Below are 16,626 nucleotides of genomic sequence, written 5' to 3'. Positions count from 1 at the left end.
CATGGCTGGAGACGGAGCACCGGGTAGCGAGGTCTTCGACGCGAGCGGGATGAGCGTCGCGATCGTCGCCGCCAGCTGGCACACCCAGGTGATGGACGGCCTGGTCGGCGGCGCCCAGCGCGCCCTGGCGGAGTACGGCGTCACGAGCTCGCACCTCGTGCAGGTCCCGGGCACGTTCGAGCTGCCGGTGGTCGCCTCGGTCCTCGCGCAGCAAGGCTGGGACGCGATCGTCGCTCTCGGTGTCGTGATCCGCGGCGGCACCCCGCACTTTGACTACGTCTGCAAGGCCGCCACCGACGGGCTGGTCCGGGTCGGTCTCGACCACGGCGTCGCCGTCGGCTTCGGCGTGCTCACGTGTGACAACGACCAGCAGGCGCTCGACCGGGCCGGCCTGGCGCACTCGCGCGAGGACAAGGGCTACGAGGCCGCGGCCGCCGCCCTGCTCACCGCCCGGACCCTGCGAGGGGACGCGCGCCGTACGCCGTAGGCTGGTCCACCGTGAAGACGTTCGACGAGCTCTGGGCCGAGCTGAGTGAGAAGGCCCGGACCCGCCCCGAGGGATCCGGCACCGTGCGACAGCTCGACGCCGGCGTCCATGCGACGGGCAAGAAGCTGGTCGAGGAGGCCGCCGAGTCCTGGATGGCCGCCGAGCACGAGGGCAAGGAGCGCGCGGCCGAGGAGATCAGCCAGCTGCTCTACCACGCCCAGGTCCTGATGCTGGCCACCGGCATCGACCTCGACGACGTCTACGCACACCTCTGAGGACACTCCCATGGCACTGCTCCGCATCGCGGTCCCGAACAAGGGATCGCTGTCCCTGTCGGCCTCGGAGATCCTGCGCGAGGCCGGCTACCGGCAGCGCGACGACTCCAAGCAGCTGACGCTCACCGACACCGAGAACGGTGTCGAGTTCTTCTACCTGCGCCCGCGCGACATCGCGCTGTACGTCGGCGAGGGCACCCTCGACGTCGGGATCACCGGCCGCGACCTGCTCACCGACTCCGGCGCCAAGGCCGACGAGGTGATGGGGCTGGGCTTCGGCCGCAGCCGCTTCCGGTTCGCCGGCCCGCAGGGCGTCTACTCCGACCTGTCCCAGCTCTCCGGGCTGCGCATCGCCACGTCGTACGTCGGCGTGGTCCGTGCGTTCCTGGAGGAGCACGGCATCGACGCGACCGTGACCCGGCTCGACGGCGCCGTGGAGACCAGCATCCAGCTCGGGGTCGCCGACGTGATCGCCGACGTCGTCGAGACCGGCAGCACGCTGCGCCAGGCCGGCCTGGAGACGTTCGGCGAGACCATCCTCGACTCCGAGGCGGTGCTGATCACCCGCACCGGAGCGGTCCCCGAGGGCTTCGAGGTCTTCCGGCGCCGGGTCGACGGCGTCCTGGTCGCCCGCAGCTACGTGATGATGGACTACGACATCCCGACCGCGCGGGTCGAGGACGCCGTCCGGCTGACGCCGGGCATCGAGAGCCCGACCGTGGCCCCGCTTCATCGCGACGGGTGGTCGGCGGTGCGGGCGATGGTCCCGCGCGCCGGCGCCCAACGGCTGATGGACGAGCTCTACGACCTCGGCGCTCGCGGCATCCTGCTGACGGACATCCATGCCTGCCGACTCTGAGATCACGCTGCCGCACACGTGGCGGCCCTTCGGGGTGCGGATGGCCGGCACGGTCCTCGGGCTCGGCCTGCTCCTGGTCGTCGGGCTCGCGTGGATCGGCTTCGACGACGAGACCCAGGCCAAGTTCACGCCGTTCCAGCGGGGGACCGTGGTCGCGATCGGCCTGCTCGGGTTCGCGGTCTGGTTCGCGCTGGTCCGCTCGCGGGTGGTCGCCGAGGAGGAGCGGCTCGTGGTCGTCAACGGCTACAAGCGCCGGCAGTTCGAATACGCCGAGGTCGTCGGCGTGCACCTGCCGCCGGGCGCGCCGTGGGTGACGCTCGACCTCGCCAGCGGCGCCACGGTCTCGGCGATGGGCATCCAGGGCTCCGACGGCAACCGCGCCAAGCAGGCAGTCCGCGAGCTGCGCACGGTGGTCGAGCGACAGTCGTGACCCCCGCGGTCACGCTCCAGTTCCACCCGGACTGGCCGCACGGCGACCGGATGGTCATCGAGTCCATGGCGGCCGACGGGGTGTACCTCTCGCAGTTCGCCACCGGCATCTCGAACGGCGGCCTGACGGCGTTCCCCGGCGGTGACCGCTGGCGGTGGGAGAGCCGCCTCTTCGACGGTCGGTACGACGAGAGCACGCTCGCGACCCGACCGGTCTACGGAGCGTGGAACCGGAGAGCCGACCCGTACGGCGGCGCCATCCGGTTCGGCTCGTCGTACGTGCGGCTGCGCCCCGAGGTGCTGGACCGCTCGACGTTCTGCTTCCCGGACTCGGTGTTCGAGCCCGTCGACGTGGGGGACCGGTCGCTGCTCCCGCACCTGTGCCGGATGGCCGACGAGTCCGGTCTCGACGACCTCGACGAGTGCGTCGAGGCGCACGTCCACGGGCCGGTGCGCTTCGACACCGACGTCGACGCGGTCGTCCTGGACCCCTGCTTCGCGGGCACCGACGTCGAGCGGGCGGCCGTCGAGCTGGGGTGCGCGGTCGAGTTCCACCCGGGGTTCCGGGCGGGCCCCGAGGAGTTCGACCCGGCCTACCGCGGCCCCGAGGTCGTTGCGCTCGCGCGCACGCTCGGCGACGTGCTGACCCCGGACGTCGTCGGTGCCGCCGCCCGCTCGCGAGCCCACGACCCGCAGCGGCTCAAGCAGGTGTGGCACTGCCTCGCCCGCTACGGACGCACGGGCTAGAGCGCCCGGATGCCCCAGGCGGCGGTGAAGTCCTCACCGGGCGCCAGCGACACGAGGTCCTCGCCGCTGCGGAACGCGTCGGCCTGCGCCGTCATCGGCTCGACCGCGAGCGAGCGCCGGGCGGCGGCACCCGCGCCGTCCGCGCTGAACACCTGCAGCCACCGGTGCGCTCCGTCGACCCACAGCACCACGGCCCGGCCCGACGCGGGGTCGCTGAGGTGCACGGTCGCCACACCCCGGGAGTCACGCTCCAGGTCGGTGAACGCGTCGTTGAACGCGATGCCGCGGATCGGCCGCGCGATCCGGAAGTCGTACGCCGTCCCCTCCACGTCCTCGCGCCCCACCGGCAGCAGCCGGTCGTCGACGAGCGACCGGGTGGCTGCCGGCAGGGTCAGCTCCCAGCCGTCGACGGGCCCGTCGCCGACCGTGAGGTACGGGTGCGCCCCGCTCGCGTACGGCGCGGGCGTGCTCGCGAGGTTGGTCGCGGACTGCGTCACTGTCAGGCCGTCCGCGGAGAGGTCGTAGACCACCCGGAGGTCGAGCGTCCAGGGGTAGCCGGTCTGGGCCATCAGGCGATAGGTCAGCGACACCGAGCTCGCGGCGTGCTCCTCCACCGACCACGCGGCCCACCGCACGAGGCCGTGCGAGGCGTTGCGCAGCGCGGGCTCGGTCAGCGGCAGCTGCAGGTCTCGGCCACCGTAGGTGTAGGCGCCGTCGCGGATCCGGTTCGGCCACGGCATCAGCAGCTGCCCGCGCCCGGCCGGCGCGATCTCGTCGTCGCCGAACCCATCGAGGAGCCGACGACCGTCGTGCTCGAGCAGGCGCAGCGCGCCACCGCTCTCGGTCACGACGGCGCGGTAGCCGCCGCTCTCGATCTCGAACTGCTCTCCCGACAGCATGGGCGGCAGCCTAGGTCCGGAACAGGAGGTCCGCCCGCTCCCGGGTCCGGTTCCGGGCGAACACCTCGGTCTCCTCGGCCGCCCACATCTCCCAGTACGGCGCGAACGCGTCGCCGTCGCGCTCGATCCCGCGCGCCATCCGCACGTCGTGGTCCGCCTCGATCCACACCAGCGTCGTGACCAGGTCGGCGATCACCAGCGAGCCCGCCCCGACGCCCTCGAGCACCAGCAGGGGCGCGGGCGGCACGACCACGGTCTCGGCGTACTCCCCGGCGTTCCAGTCGTAGCGCCGGTACGAGCCCGGCTCCCCGGACGCGTGCGGTCGCAGCAGGCCGTCGAGCTGGGCGTCGACGGTGCGCAGCCCGGTCCATCCCTCGATCAGCTCGTCCAGGTGGATCACCGGGGCGCCCAGGGCCGCGGCCAGCGTCGTCTTGCCGGACCCCGCGGGACCGTCGACGCAGACCAGGCGGCCGGTGCCGAGCGTGGGTGGCCGCGTGCGCGTCAGGTCGAGGACGCGCGACGCGTCAGAAGGACTGCCCACACCCGCGATAGCTCGGCACGGCGTCGACGAGCTCGTCGCCGGCCAGCAGGTGCACGGTGTTGCCGTGCTCGAAGAGCTCGCCGGACTTCGCGTGGCGGAACCACACGAGGTCGCCGATCTCCAGCAGCGCGGCGGTCTTGCCCGTCAGTGGGGTCTGCACCTCGCCCGCGCCCTCGAGCCCGGTGAGCTCCAGGCCGGCCGGCGCCCACGGGGTCGGCAGGCGGTCCGGTCCGATCGGCCCGGACGCGACCAGCCCGCCCCCGTGCACGGTCGCCATCTCCGCCGACGGCTTGCGGGTCACGGGCAGGCCGTAGAAGGACGCGGGACGCGGCCGGAACGAGCGGTAGTGGTCGAACAGCCGCGGCACGAGCAGCCCCGAGCCCGCGGCGACCTCGGTCACGACAGGATCGGCCGCGGAGTCCTCGACCGAGCCGGAGCCGCCGGCGTTCCAGAACTCGAGGTCGGCCAGCTCGGCGAGCGCGTCCGCGACCTCGCGGCGGCGGACGGCGAGCTGGGCGACCGACAGCGTCTTGACCCGCCGCAGGATCATCGACTTGGCCCGCGCCGTCGGCACCTGGTCCTGCAGGCCGGCGACCTGGCCCTCGTAGGTCATGGCGCCGACCAGCTGGAAGCCGCCACGGTCGACGACGGTGCGCGCGAGCTCGACGACCGCGCGGGTGTCGTGCAGCGGTGAGCGCTTGGGCCCGACGTGCTGCCCGGCGATCTGCAGGCCGGCGTCGACGTCGATCGCGATCCGGACCGGGACGGCGGGGGAGCGGCGCACCGAGTCGATCACGTCGAGGTGCGCGACGTTGTCGATCATCAGCGTGATCGCGGCGGCGGCCGACGGCGACGCCACCAGGTCGGCCAGGGCTCCGCGGTCGATGGTCGGGTAGGCGACGACGATGTCGTCACTGATGCCCTGCTCGTGCAGCCACAGCGCCTCGCGCAGCGTGAAGCCGAGGACGCCCTGCATCCCCGGGTGCGCCAGTGCCCGGCTGATCAGCGCCGGGACGCGCAGCGACTTCGACGCCACCCGGATCGGCTTGCCGCCCGCCCGGCGCACCAGGTCGGCGGCGTTCGCGTCGAACGCGTCGAGGTCGACCACGAGCACGGGGGTCGACAGCGGCTCGCCGTGCTTGGCGACCGCGTCGCCCAACCGGGACCAGAGCCGGTTGCGCTCCACGAAGTCCTGCCCGCTCATGAGATGCCCCTCTTGCGCAGCAGCGCCTCGATCTCCGCCATGTCACCCAGGTCGTCGTCGACCACGGGCTGGTTCGACGCCTTCGTGCCCGGCTTCAGCGGCTTGGCCGCAGCCTGGTCGGTGCCGGCCCGGCGGGCGCGCAGCGTCCCGGAGACCACGAACAGCACCACCGAGACCCCGCCGAGCAGCACGCCCGTCCACACGAGCGGGTTCCAGACCAGGTTCGCGACCCAGTCCGTGACCTCCCCGGCGATGCCGGTGACCAGCTGCAGGGTCTTGGTGAGGTACGCCGCGACCGGCAGCAGCGTGAACGCGAGCGCGCGCAGGCCGGACGCCAGGCCGCGGCGCCGGAAGGCGACCCACGTCCAGATCGATCCGGCCACGGTCAGGCTCAGCGCCAGCGCGGCCCAGGCGGCATCGTCCACGAGGCCAGAGTCGCACATGACCGGGCGCCCGACCACCTTTCCGGACAAGATTTGACCGATTGGACTGAGCCGAAGGGACAGGGACAATGAGGGGCATGACCGACCCTGCCGACACCCGCCGCATCCCGGACCCCGGATTCGCGGGCGACGACGGCTCCGCCGACCCGGCCGTGAGCGCGGTGCTCGCCGCCTGGGCGGCCGGCGAGGCGACCCGCGCCGAGGTGATCGGAACGCTGCAGCGATCGAGGCTGCTGGTGCCGGTCGTGGCCGTGCTCGGCGAGGTCGAGTACGACGAGTCGGGGCTCGCGCACGACAAGACCAGCGACATGGCGACCGTCCTGCTCCAGGGCGCCGACGGTCGGATGGCGCTGCTGGCCTTCACCGGCAACCCGGCGCTCACGACCTGGGACCCCGAGGCGCGTCCGGTGCCGACCGCGACCCAGCAGGCGGCGCAGGCCGCGCTGCAGGACGGTGCCGAGGCGTTGCTCGTCGACCTGGCCGGACCGGTCCGGTTCGTGATCGAGGGTGAGGACCTCCGCGGCCTGGCGCAGGGCTGGACGCTGGCCCGCGTGGGCGGCGAGATCGCGTGGGTGCACCCCAGCGATTCGGCCTCCGGGGGAATCGTCGGCTAGCATTCGGTGTTGACCGATCTGTCCGCCGTACCCTCGACGGGCAGATCCGCAAGCGGAGGCTCGCACGATCGCCTCCCACCCGCATCGACCGCCCCAGCAATGGGTCAGCTCCACCAGGTCGTCGGGTTCCGGTCCCGAAGGCTCAGGCCGCGGTGCGTACGACGTACGTTCCCCAGCCTGGCACGAGGTGGCAAACCCCGCGTGGGGGGCGTCGGACTGGCTTCCGCTTGCAGCTAGCGGAAGCCTTTTGTTGTTTCGGACCACCTTCTCGGGCGTGCCGGACCAGCGAGAGACCTCCGGCCGAATTGCCACCAGGAGGACACATCAGCACCGAGCTGCGTATCAACGATCGGATCCGGGTTCCCGAGGTCCGACTCGTCGGACCCAACGGGGAGACGGTGGGCATCGTGCCGACCGATCAGGCCCTGAAGCTTGCCCAGGAGGCGGACCTCGACCTGGTCGAGATCGCCCCGCAGGGGAAGCCGCCTGTCTGCAAGCTCATGGACTACGGCAAGTTCAAGTACGAGAACGCCCAGAAGGCTCGCGAGGCCCGTCGGAACCAGACGAACGTGATCATCAAGGAGATGAAGCTTCGTCCCAAGATCGACGCGCACGACTACGAGACCAAGAAGGGCCACGTCGTGCGGTTCCTGCGCGCCGGCGACAAGGTCAAGATCACGATCATGTTCCGCGGTCGTGAGCAGCACCGCCCCGAGCTCGGGTTCCGGCTGCTGCAGAAGCTGGCCGAGGACGTCAGCGAGCTCGGCTTCGTCGAGTCCTCGCCGAAGCAGGACGGCCGCAACATGATCATGGTGCTCGGCCCGCACAAGAAGAAGGCCGACGCCAAGGTCGACATGAAGGCCGAGAAGGAGACGCGCGCCGCCGAGCGCGCGGCCGCCGAGGCCGCCGAGCAGGCCGAGCGCGACGCCGCCCACGCGGCCGGCCCGGTCGCGCAGAAGAAGGAGCGCCGCCGCTCCGAGAACCTCGATCCCGAGATCGAGGCCTGAGACCTAACCACGGACCCGGGAGGGCGCGAGCACGTCGCGCCCACCGGAGCCCCAGCAGGACGAGAAGAGAGAGCAGAGATGCCGAAGAACAAGACGCACTCCGGTGCGAGCAAGCGCTTCCGGGTGACCGGTTCCGGCAAGATCCTTCGCGAGAAGGCCGGCAAGCGCCACAACCTCGAGAAGAAGCCCTCCAAGGTCACCCGCCGGATGACGGGCACCGTCGAGGTTGCCAAGGCCGACGTTCCCCGCGCGAAGAAGATGCTCGGTCTCTGACCGGCTCTCGCACCCAGACTTACCAAGCATCAAGGAGTAAAAAGTGGCACGCGTCAAGCGGGCAGTGAATGCCCAGAAGAAGCGCCGGGTCGTCCTCGAGCGGGCCAGCGGTTACCGCGGCCAGCGCTCGCGCCTCTACCGCAAGGCGAAGGAGCAGGTCACCCACTCGCTGGTCTACAGCTACAACGACCGGCGCAAGAACAAGGGCAACTTCCGCAAGCTGTGGATCCAGCGGATCAACGCTGCGGCTCGCGCCCAGGGCATCACCTACAACCGGTTCATCCAGGGCCTGAACCTCGCCGGTGTCGAGGTCGACCGCAAGATCCTCGCCGACCTGGCCGTCAACGACATCGCGGCGTTCAACGCGCTCGTCGAGACCGCCAAGGCCGCCCTGCCCGAGGACGTCAACGCGCCCAAGGTCTCCGCCTGATCTTGGGGAGCCTGAACCTCCCGCTGACGGCGGGCAACACCCGCGTCAAGGAGACCAGGAAGCTCAGCCGCCGCTCGGAACGCTCCGAGCGGCGGCTCTTCCTCGCCGACGGCCCGAAGGCCGTCGAGGGTGCCCTCGAGGTCCCCGGCTGCGTGGTCGAGGTCTTCGCCACCCTCGCCGCCACCGAGCAGTACGCCGCCCTCGCCGCGACCGCGCCGCAGTGGACGCTGGTCGACGACCGGGCCCTCGCGTCGCTCAGCGACAGCGTCACCCCGGCCGGTGTCGTGGCCCTGTGCCGCTTCCTCGACCGGCCGGTCGAGCACGTCGCCGACGCCGCGCGCCTGCTCGCCATCTGCGCCGACGTGCGCGACCCCGGCAACGCGGGCACGGTGATCCGGTGCGCGGACGCGACCGGTGCCGACGGGGTCGTCCTGGCCGGCAGCTCCGTCGACGCCTACAACCCGAAGACGGTCCGCGCCAGCGTGGGCAGCCTGTTCCACCTGCCGCTCGCGATCGAGCCCGACCCGGTCGCCGCGGTGCGTGCCGCCCAGGCCGCGGGCCTGCAGGTGCTCGCCGCCGACGGCACCGGCGAGATCGAGCTCGACCCCACCGCGGAGCTGCTCGCGGCGCCCACCGCCTGGCTGTTCGGCAACGAGGCGTGGGGCCTGCCCGCGGAGCTGGCCGAGCTCGCCGACCACCGGGTGCGGATCCCGATCTACGGCCGCGCCGAGAGCCTCAACCTGTCCACCGCCGCGGCTGTGTGCCTCTACGCGTCGGCGGGCGCACAGCGGCGTCAGTAGCCTGTCCACGTGACCCGCACCGAGCTCGACGCCCTCGCCGACGGCGCGGTGCTCGCGGGCCCGGACGGGCGGGTCACGGCGATCAACACCGTCGCCGCGCGTCTGCTCGGCGCCGAGGACGCTGTCGGTGAGCACCTCGCCGACGTCCTGGCACTCCAGGACCACGCGGGTTGCGCGTGGTTCGCCACGAACACGCCGTACGACGGGCTGCCGACGCGGACCGCGATCCCCGAGCAGTCGTGGCTGCTTCCGGACGGCACCGAGGTCCTGACGGTGGCGCGCATCCTCCGGCCGGCGCTCGATGCACCGGTGGAGCAGGTCGCGGTGAGCATCCGCTCCGGCCGCGGCCGGGCGCGCCTGGACCGCGAGCGCTCCGACCTCGTGGCGACCGTCGCGCACGAGCTGCGCTCGCCGCTCACCGGTGTGAAGGGCTTCGTGCACGCCCTGCTGAACCGTTGGGACAAGCTCAGCGACGACCAGAAGAAGCTGATGCTCACCACGGTGAGCGCGGACTCCGACCGCCTGAGCCGGCTGATCGCCGAGCTCCTCGACGTGGCCCGGCTCGACACCGGCCGGCTGCAGCTCTACCCGCGCCCGTCCGACGTCGCCGTGCTCACGCGGAGGGTGGTCGAGTCGGTGGCCGCCGGGACCAGCCGCACGGTCGAGCTGGAGGCCGCCGACGGTCTCCCGCAGGTGACCGTCGACCCGGACAAGTTCACCCAGGTGGTCACGAACCTCGTCGAGAACGCCGTCCGCCACGGCGAGGGCACGGTCCAGGTGACCGTCGACCGCGCGGGTGACGACGTGCGCTTCGTCGTCGCCGACGAGGGGGACGGGATCGCCCCCGAGCTCCGGCGCCGGGTGTTCACGAAGTTCTGGACAGCGGGCACCGGCGGCGGCTCGGGCCTGGGGCTCTACCTGGTCCACGGGCTCGTGAAGGCGCACGGCGGCACCACGACGATCGACGACGCCCCCGGGGGCGGTGCCCGGATCACGGTCGTGCTGCCGGTGGACGCCGCGGGTCCGTGAACGTGAACCGGTTCGCGCGGCGTACGCCCGGGTTCCTAGACTCGTCCCCGTGTCAGGACCCAACACCGACTACGACCCTGTGGAGGTCACGCCGTTGAAGCCGGAAGAGGTGGAGGCCGCCCGCGACGCCGCTCTCGCCGCGATCGCCGCAGCCACCGACCTCGCCGACCTCAAGCAGGTGCGGATCGACCACGCGGGTGACCGCTCGCCGCTCGCGCTGGCCAACCGGGAGATCGGCGCGCTGCCGCCCCAGGCCCGCAAGGAGGCCGGCCAGCGGATCGGTCAGGCCCGGGGTGCCGTCAACCAGGCGCTGGCCGCGCGCCAGGAGGTGCTGGAGGCCGAGCACGAGGAGCGGATGCTGGTCGAGGAGACCGTCGACGTGACGCTGCCGACCGACCGCGTCCCGGCCGGCGCCCGGCACCCGATCACCACCGGCTCCGAGCTGATCGCCGACATCTTCGTCGCGATGGGCTGGGAGGTCGCCGAGGGCCCGGTCATTGAGGCCGAGTGGCTCAACTTCGACGCGCTCAACCTCGGCCCGGACCACCCGGCCCGCACCATGCAGGACACGTTCTGGACCGAGCCGGTCGAGAACCACGTGGTCCTGCGCACGCACACCTCGCCGGTCCAGGCGCGCACGATGCTCACCCGCCAGCCCCCGATCTACGTCGTCTGCCCGGGGCGGGTGTTCCGCACCGACGAGTACGACGCCACGCACAGCCCGGTCTTCCACCAGGTCGAGGGTCTCGCCATCGACGAGGGCATCACGATGGCCAACCTCAAGGGCACGCTCGACCACTTCGCCGCGCAGATGTTCGGCGAGGGGATCAACACGCGCTTCCGCCCGTCGTACTTCCCGTTCACCGAGCCCAGCGCCGAGGTCGACCTGGTCTGCTTCGTGTGCCGTGGCTCCGGCGTGCTCGACGGCACCTCCTGCCGCACCTGTCGCGGTGAGGGCTGGATCGAGTGGGGCGGCTGCGGGGTCGTGAACCCGCGCGTCCTGGCCGCCTGCGGCGTCGACGCGGAGCGCTACACCGGCTTCGCGTTCGGCATGGGCATCGACCGGACGCTGATGTTCCGTCAGGGGATCGAGGACCTGCGGGAGCTGTTCGAGGGCGACATCCGTTTCACCACTGCGTTCGGAAGTGAGCTGTGAAGGCACCCGTCAGCTGGATCCGTGAGTACGTCGACCTCCCGGACGGCGTCACCACCGAGGACCTCACCGCGCGGCTCACCGCGCTCGGGCTCAAGCTCGAGGCGATCGAGAGCGCCAGCGCCGGCATCACCGGCCCGCTCGTCGTCGGCAGGGTGCTCACGATGGAGCCCGAGCCGCAGAAGAACGGCAAGACCATCAACTGGTGCACCGTCGACGTCGGCGACGCCAACGGCACCGGTGAGCCCCAGGGCATCGTGTGCGGCGCGCACAACTTCGCGCCCGGCGACCTGGTCGTGGTGATCCTGCCCGGCGGCGTGCTGCCCGGGAACTTCGAGATCTCCGCGCGCAAGACCTACGGCCACCTCTCCGCGGGCATGATCTGCTCCGCGCGCGAGCTCGGCCTCGGCGACGACCACGACGGCATCATCGTGCTCCCGGCCGCAGCCGGCGCTCCCGGTGACGACGCGTTCGACGTGCTCGGTCTCCGCGAGGAGGTCGTCGAGTTCGAGATCAACCCCGACCGGGCCTACGCGCTGTCGCTGCGCGGCATCGCCCGCGAGGCTGCGCTCGCCTACGGTGCGCCGTACCGCGACCCCGCCGACCGCGACGTCCCGGGGCCGAACCGCGACGGCTACCCGGTCGTCGTCGACGACCCGGTCGGCTGCCCGATGTTCGTGGCCCGCAAGGTCACCGGCTTCGACCCGGCGGCGCCGACCCCGGACTGGATGGCCACCCGGCTGCAGCAGGCGGGCATGCGCCCGATCTCGCTGGCCGTCGACGTCACCAACTACGTCATGCTCGAGACCGGCCGTCCGATCCACGGCTACGACGCCGACAAGCTCCAGGGCCCGATCCGGGTCCGCCGGGCGGCCGAGGGGGAGACCCTCACCACGCTCGACGGGACGCTGCGCACGCTGTCGGCCGAGGACCTGGTCGTCACCGACGACTCCGGGATCATCGGCCTCGGCGGCGTGATGGGTGGCGAGACCACCGAGATGTCGGAGACCACCACGAACGTGCTGGTCGAGGCGGCGCACTGGGACGCGACCTCGATGTTCCGCACCGGCAAGCGCCACAAGATCAGCTCCGAGGCCGGGAAGCGCAACGAGCGCGGCGTCGACCCCGTGATCACGCCTGCGGCGGCCGACCGGGTCGTCGAGCTGCTGACGACGTACGGCGGCGGCACGGCCGACCCCGGCGTCACGGTGGTCGGCACCGCGCCGGAACGCCCGCACATCACGATCTCCTACGACCTGCCCGCGCGGGTGTCCGGCATGGACATCGACGCGGCGACCACGGTCGCCAACCTGGAGGCCGTCGGCTGCGCGCTGGTGAAGGACGACAGCACGCTCACCGCGACCCCGCCGCCGTGGCGGCCCGACCTCAACGACCCGTTCGACCTGGTCGAGGAGGTCGCCCGGATCGTCGGCTACGAGAACGTCCCGTCGGTGCTGCCGCGCGACGCCGCCGGCCGCGGGCTCACCCGCGAGCAGCGGCTGCGGCGCCGGGTCGGCCGGACGCTGGCCGGCGCCGGCTGCGTCGAGGTGATCAGCTTCCCGTTCATCGGCGACGCGGCGCTCGACGCGCTCGGCCTGCCGGCCGACGACCCGCTGCGGACGACGGTGCGGCTCGCCAACCCGCTCTCCAGCGAGGAGCCGTCGTACACCACGACGCTGCTGCCCGGCCTGCTGAAGGCCGCGGCCCGGAACCTGAGCCGGGGCGCGAGCGGGGTGTCGCTGTTCGAGACCGGCACGGTCGCGTTCCCCGTCGACCGCGGTCCGGCTCCGATCTACGGCGTCGACTGGCGTCCGAGCGACAGCGAGCTCGCCAAGCTGTTCGAGGCGCTGCCTGAGCAGCCGCTGCACCTCGCGGTGGTGCTCTCCGGCGAGCGGGAGCGCGCCGGCTGGTGGGGCGAGGGCCGCGAGGCCGGCTGGGCCGACGCGATCGGGCTGGTCCGCCGGCTGGCCGCCGAGCTCGGCGTCGAGCTCGAGGTCGTCGCCGCGAGCCGCGCGCCGTGGCACCCCGGCCGCTGCGCCCAGCTGCGTGTCGCCGGCGTCGAGCTCGGCCACGCGGGCGAGCTCCACCCCAAGGTCTGCGCGGCGTTCGGGATCCCGGTCCGCAGTGCCGCGGTCGAGATCGACCTCGATCTGCTGATGAAGCACGCCCGCGACGTCACCCCGGGGCCGGACTTCTCGACGTACCCGCAGGCCAAGGAGGACGTCGCTCTCGTGGTGGCGGCCGACGTGACCTCGGCCGACGTCGAGGCCGCGCTGCGCGAGGGTGCCGGCGACCTGCTGGAGTCCATCCGGCTGTTCGACGTCTACACCAGCGAGCAGCTGGGCGCGGACAAGAAGTCACTCGCCTTCGCCCTGCGCTTCCGCGCCCCGGACCGCACCCTCACCGAGGAGGAGACCGCGGCCGCCCGCGACGCGGCCGTCGCGCTGGCCGCCGAGCGGACCGGTGCCGTCCAGCGCAGCTGACGGACCGCGACTCGCGGTCCTCGACGACGTCACCTGGGACGGCACCCCCGTCCCGGGTGAGCGCACCCACGCGCTGCTGCGCGCCCTCGTCGAGGCCGGTTCCCGTGGGCTCTCCGAGACCGCGCTGGTGGAGGAGGTCTGGGGCGACGACGTCCCCGCGAACCCCACCAAGGCCCTCCAGGTCGTGGTCTCGCGGGCCCGCTCGGCCACGAGCGCGGACGCGATCGAGCGCACCGCGCGGGGGTACCGGCTCGCGCTGACGACCCCCGAGGTCGACGCCTGGGCGCTGCGCCCCGAGGGGCTGCGGCTCGCCGCCGCGGGGGAGTACGCCGCGGCGCTCGCGTTGCTCGAGCGGGCGGACCCGGACGACGAGGTGGTCGCCGCGCTGCTGCGCTCCGTCGCCGGCGTTCACGGCGTGCCGGCGGCGCTCGAGCGCTATGAGTCCTACCGGGAACGGCTCGCCGACCGGCTGGGCGTCGACCCGAGCCCGGAGCTGCAGGCCCTGCACGCGGAGCTGCTCGCGCGTGACCACCCGGTCCGCGAGGGGCTGCTCTACGAGGCGTCCCGGCTGATCGGCCGCGCGGACGACGTGGTCGCCCTCGAGGAGATGATCCGCACCGCCCGGGTGACCTCGATCGTCGGGCCCGGCGGTCTCGGCAAGACCCGGCTCGCGCACCTGATGGGCCGTCTCGCCGAGCAGCCGGTCGTGCACTTCGTCGAGCTCGCCGGCGTCACCTCGCCCGAGGGCGTCGCGGTCGAGGTCGGCGACGTACTCGGGGTCCGCGAGTCCGTCGCGGGCCGCCTGACCTCGGCGGCCGCGAAGCGCACCGACCTGGTCGGCCGGATCATCGACCAGGTCGGGACTGCCCCGGCGCTGCTGATCCTGGACAACTGCGAGCACCTGGTCGACGCGGTCGCGGACCTGGTCTCCGTGCTGGTGCAGCGGACCCCGTCGCTGCGGGTGCTGACCACGACGCGCGCGCCGCTGGGCCTCACCGCCGAGCGGGTCTACCAGCTGCCTCAGCTCGGTCTCGACGACGCCGTCGAGCTCTTCGGCGAGCGCGCCACCGCAGCGCGTCCCGGCGTCCGGCTCGACCCGGCCGAGGTGCGGTCGCTGGTCGCCCGGCTCGACGGCCTGCCCCTGGCGGTCGAGCTCGCGGCCGCCAAGGTGCGCGTGATGTCGGTCGCCGAGATCGAGCGGCGGCTCGAGAACCGCTTCTCGCTGCTGCGTGGCGGGAGCCGCGACGCCCCGGAGCGGCACCAGACCCTGCTGGCGGTCATCGACTGGAGCTGGAACCTGCTCGACGAGTCGGAGCGGACCGCGCTGCGCCGGCTCGCGGTGTTCCGTGACGGGTTCTCGCTCGACGGAGCGGACGCGGTCGTCGGCTCCGACGCGCTGGGGGCGCTGTCGAGCCTCGTGGACCAGTCCCTGGTCACCGTCGTCGAGGGAGCCGACGGGCTGCGCTACCGGCTGCTCGAGACCGTGCGCGAGTTCGGGCAGATGCAGCTCATCGACGCGGGTGACGACGCCGGGACGCTGGCCCGGTTGCAGGCGTGGGGCGTCGCGTTCGCGCAGCGTGCCGAGGAGCGGCTGTTCGGCCCGCACCAGGTCGAGACCATGACCGAGATCCGCCGCGAGGAGGGCAACCTCGTCGACCTCCTCCGGCGCTGCCTGCGTGAGAGCGACGTCGACGGGGTCGTCGTGCTGATGGCCTGCCTGTCGGACTTCTGGACGATCGAGGGGAGCCACCTCAAGGTGGTCAACATCGCGCCCGAGGTCGAGCACGTCGTGCTGGAGGCAACGGCTGCCCCGGAGCACGAGGAGGCGCTGCGGACCACGCTGGCCGCCATCGCCTTCAACTCGCTGATCTTCTCCGACTCGGTCGCCGGCCGCTGCTTCGACCGGCTCGAGGAGCTCGGCCCGGGCTCCGGCAGCACGCGGGGCCAGATCTCGACCACGGTCCTGCTCGCTGCCGCCGCGGAGAAGCTGGACGACCTGGAGGCGCTGACGACCCACGAGGACCGTCGCGTCGCGCAGGTCGCACTCCAGTGGCTGTGCCAGTTCCACGAGAACCAGGGCGACCTGGCGCTCTCCAGGGAGTGCGGCCTGCGGGCGCTGGCGCTCGCCGACGACGCCGAGGACGGGCCGTGGTCCGCCGCCCTGGTGCGTGCCCAGCTCGCGGGGTTGACGTTGCAGGTGGGGGACGTCGAGGAGGCGCTCGGGTTCGCCAGTGCCGCCATCCCCGCCCTGAGGGCCCTCGGCGCGGAGGAGGACGTCGCCCAGCTCCGGGCGGTCCTGGCCATGGGCGCCATGGAGGACGGCCGCATCGACGAGGCGCGGCGGATCTTCGACGAGATCGAGGCCGAGGACAGCGGGGGCGGCATCTTCGGCGCCGCGGTCATCCTGCTCTGCGCCCGGCCCGAGCTCGAGCTCGCGGCCGGCAACGTCGAGGAGGGCCTGCGCGGCTACCGTCACGCCGTCGCGACGCTCGCGGGACGCAACTTCCCCGGCATGGAGGCGTTGCTCGGCTTCGAGCCGTGGACCTTGTACGCCCAGTCCGCGGCGGTCGCCGCGCACGTCCGGCACGGGGCCCGCGAGGAGGTCGTCGGCATGCGCCTCGACCTGCTGCGCAAGTCGCCGGACATCCTCGGGGGCTCCGTGGCCCTGCTCGACTACCCGGTCTACGGCTCGGTGCTCTTCGCGCTCGCGATGTGGGAGCTCACCGACGACGCGATCGACCCGGACCGGGCCGACCGCGCCGTACGGCTGCTCGTGTACGCCGACCGCTTCGGCTACAACCGGCAGCTGCCGAGCCTGGCCTGGGGCCCGGTCGAGGCGCTCGCCGAGGCGGTCCTCCCCGGCGAGGTGGCCCGGGTCCGCGCGGAGCTCCAGCCCCGCAGGACCGCCGACCTCCGGGCCGAGGTCATGGACCTCGTCGGCCGGCTCGGCTGA

Annotated in this window: 18 protein-coding genes; 14 read left to right on the top strand and 4 right to left on the bottom strand. The window is 72.7% G+C overall.

All coding sequences use genetic code 11. The annotated features are described in order from the left end of the window. Window position 1 precedes the first annotated feature (1 nt). From ribH to ABD875_RS20985, 5 genes are read left to right on the top strand one after another with little or no spacing between them, the layout of a single operon-like run. Window positions 2-487 carry a 6,7-dimethyl-8-ribityllumazine synthase gene (gene ribH, locus ABD875_RS21005; protein WP_345181975.1) on the top strand — a complete coding sequence of 162 codons (486 nt, stop codon included), beginning with the start codon at window positions 2-4 and terminating at the stop codon, window positions 485-487. Window positions 488-498: 11 nt separating this feature from the next. After that, on the top strand, window positions 499-762 hold the full coding sequence (locus ABD875_RS21000) for a phosphoribosyl-ATP diphosphatase (protein ID WP_345181973.1): 264 nt from the start codon (window positions 499-501) through the stop codon (window positions 760-762). Window positions 763-772: 10 nt separating this feature from the next. After that, complete coding sequence (gene hisG / locus ABD875_RS20995; RefSeq protein WP_345181971.1) at window positions 773-1,621, top strand: ATP phosphoribosyltransferase; 849 nt, start codon at window positions 773-775, stop codon at window positions 1,619-1,621. Then, complete coding sequence (locus tag ABD875_RS20990) at window positions 1,605-2,051, top strand: PH domain-containing protein (protein ID WP_345181969.1); 447 nt, start codon at window positions 1,605-1,607, stop codon at window positions 2,049-2,051. The genes hisG and ABD875_RS20990 overlap by 17 nt, the downstream gene beginning before the upstream one ends. Continuing rightward, window positions 2,048-2,797 (top strand): DUF3626 domain-containing protein, encoded by a 750-nt coding sequence (locus ABD875_RS20985; RefSeq protein ID WP_345181968.1) that lies wholly within the window; start codon window positions 2,048-2,050, stop codon window positions 2,795-2,797. The genes ABD875_RS20990 and ABD875_RS20985 overlap by 4 nt, the downstream gene beginning before the upstream one ends. Here ABD875_RS20985 and ABD875_RS20980 read toward each other — a convergent pair. From ABD875_RS20980 to ABD875_RS20965, 4 genes are read right to left on the bottom strand one after another with little or no spacing between them, the layout of a single operon-like run. Further along, window positions 2,794-3,696, bottom strand: a complete 903-nt coding sequence (locus tag ABD875_RS20980) for an aldose 1-epimerase family protein (RefSeq protein WP_345181964.1) — start codon at window positions 3,694-3,696, stop codon at window positions 2,794-2,796. The genes ABD875_RS20985 and ABD875_RS20980 overlap by 4 nt on opposite strands. Window positions 3,697-3,706: 10 nt before the next feature. Next, complete coding sequence (locus tag ABD875_RS20975) at window positions 3,707-4,237, bottom strand: uridine kinase family protein (RefSeq protein ID WP_345181962.1); 531 nt, start codon at window positions 4,235-4,237, stop codon at window positions 3,707-3,709. Continuing rightward, the gene (locus ABD875_RS20970; RefSeq protein WP_345181960.1) at window positions 4,221-5,441 is read right to left on the bottom strand and encodes an amino acid deaminase/aldolase; all 1,221 of its coding nucleotides are present in this window, start codon (window positions 5,439-5,441) and stop codon (window positions 4,221-4,223) included. The genes ABD875_RS20975 and ABD875_RS20970 overlap by 17 nt, the downstream gene beginning before the upstream one ends. Beyond that, complete coding sequence (locus tag ABD875_RS20965) at window positions 5,438-5,866, bottom strand: hypothetical protein (protein ID WP_345181957.1); 429 nt, start codon at window positions 5,864-5,866, stop codon at window positions 5,438-5,440. The genes ABD875_RS20970 and ABD875_RS20965 overlap by 4 nt, the downstream gene beginning before the upstream one ends. A 95-nt stretch (window positions 5,867-5,961) precedes the next feature. On the opposite strand from ABD875_RS20965, the gene ABD875_RS20960 reads away from it, so the two are divergent. The 9 genes from ABD875_RS20960 (at window position 5,962) to ABD875_RS20920 (ending at window position 16,626) form a co-directional block, all read left to right on the top strand. Continuing rightward, complete coding sequence (locus ABD875_RS20960; protein ID WP_345181955.1) at window positions 5,962-6,498, top strand: SseB family protein; 537 nt, start codon at window positions 5,962-5,964, stop codon at window positions 6,496-6,498. A 305-nt stretch (window positions 6,499-6,803) separates the two neighbouring features. Next, window positions 6,804-7,505, top strand: coding sequence for a translation initiation factor IF-3 (gene infC / locus ABD875_RS20955; RefSeq protein WP_345181953.1), 702 nt, complete (start codon window positions 6,804-6,806; stop codon window positions 7,503-7,505). Window positions 7,506-7,583: 78 nt separating this feature from the next. Then, window positions 7,584-7,778: a 50S ribosomal protein L35 gene (rpmI, locus tag ABD875_RS20950; protein ID WP_028636711.1), complete on the top strand. Its 195-nt coding sequence runs from the start codon at window positions 7,584-7,586 to the stop codon at window positions 7,776-7,778. A 43-nt stretch (window positions 7,779-7,821) separates the two neighbouring features. After that, window positions 7,822-8,208, top strand: coding sequence for a 50S ribosomal protein L20 (rplT, locus tag ABD875_RS20945; protein WP_243059970.1), 387 nt, complete (start codon window positions 7,822-7,824; stop codon window positions 8,206-8,208). Window positions 8,209-8,210: 2 nt separating this feature from the next. Further along, window positions 8,211-9,008 carry a TrmH family RNA methyltransferase gene (locus ABD875_RS20940; protein ID WP_345181949.1) on the top strand — a complete coding sequence of 266 codons (798 nt, stop codon included), beginning with the start codon at window positions 8,211-8,213 and terminating at the stop codon, window positions 9,006-9,008. 9 nt (window positions 9,009-9,017) lie between these two features. Next, a complete protein-coding gene (locus ABD875_RS20935; RefSeq protein ID WP_345181946.1) occupies window positions 9,018-10,037 on the top strand; it encodes a sensor histidine kinase in 1,020 nt (339 codons plus the stop codon). Between the two features lie 49 nt (window positions 10,038-10,086). Then, window positions 10,087-11,193, top strand: a complete 1,107-nt coding sequence (gene pheS, locus ABD875_RS20930) for a phenylalanine--tRNA ligase subunit alpha (protein ID WP_345181944.1) — start codon at window positions 10,087-10,089, stop codon at window positions 11,191-11,193. Next, window positions 11,190-13,673 (top strand): phenylalanine--tRNA ligase subunit beta, encoded by a 2,484-nt coding sequence (gene pheT, locus ABD875_RS20925; protein ID WP_345181942.1) that lies wholly within the window; start codon window positions 11,190-11,192, stop codon window positions 13,671-13,673. Before pheS ends, pheT begins: the two co-directional genes overlap by 4 nt. Next, window positions 13,654-16,626, top strand: coding sequence for an ATP-binding protein (locus ABD875_RS20920; protein WP_345181940.1), 2,973 nt, complete (start codon window positions 13,654-13,656; stop codon window positions 16,624-16,626). Before pheT ends, ABD875_RS20920 begins: the two co-directional genes overlap by 20 nt.

The sequence above is a fragment of the Nocardioides caricicola genome, from assembly GCF_039541135.1.
Classification (GTDB): domain Bacteria; phylum Actinomycetota; class Actinomycetes; order Propionibacteriales; family Nocardioidaceae; genus Nocardioides; species Nocardioides caricicola.
The sequence above is the reverse complement of the archived record's forward strand: the minus strand, read 5'-3'. Positions and strand labels throughout refer to the sequence as shown.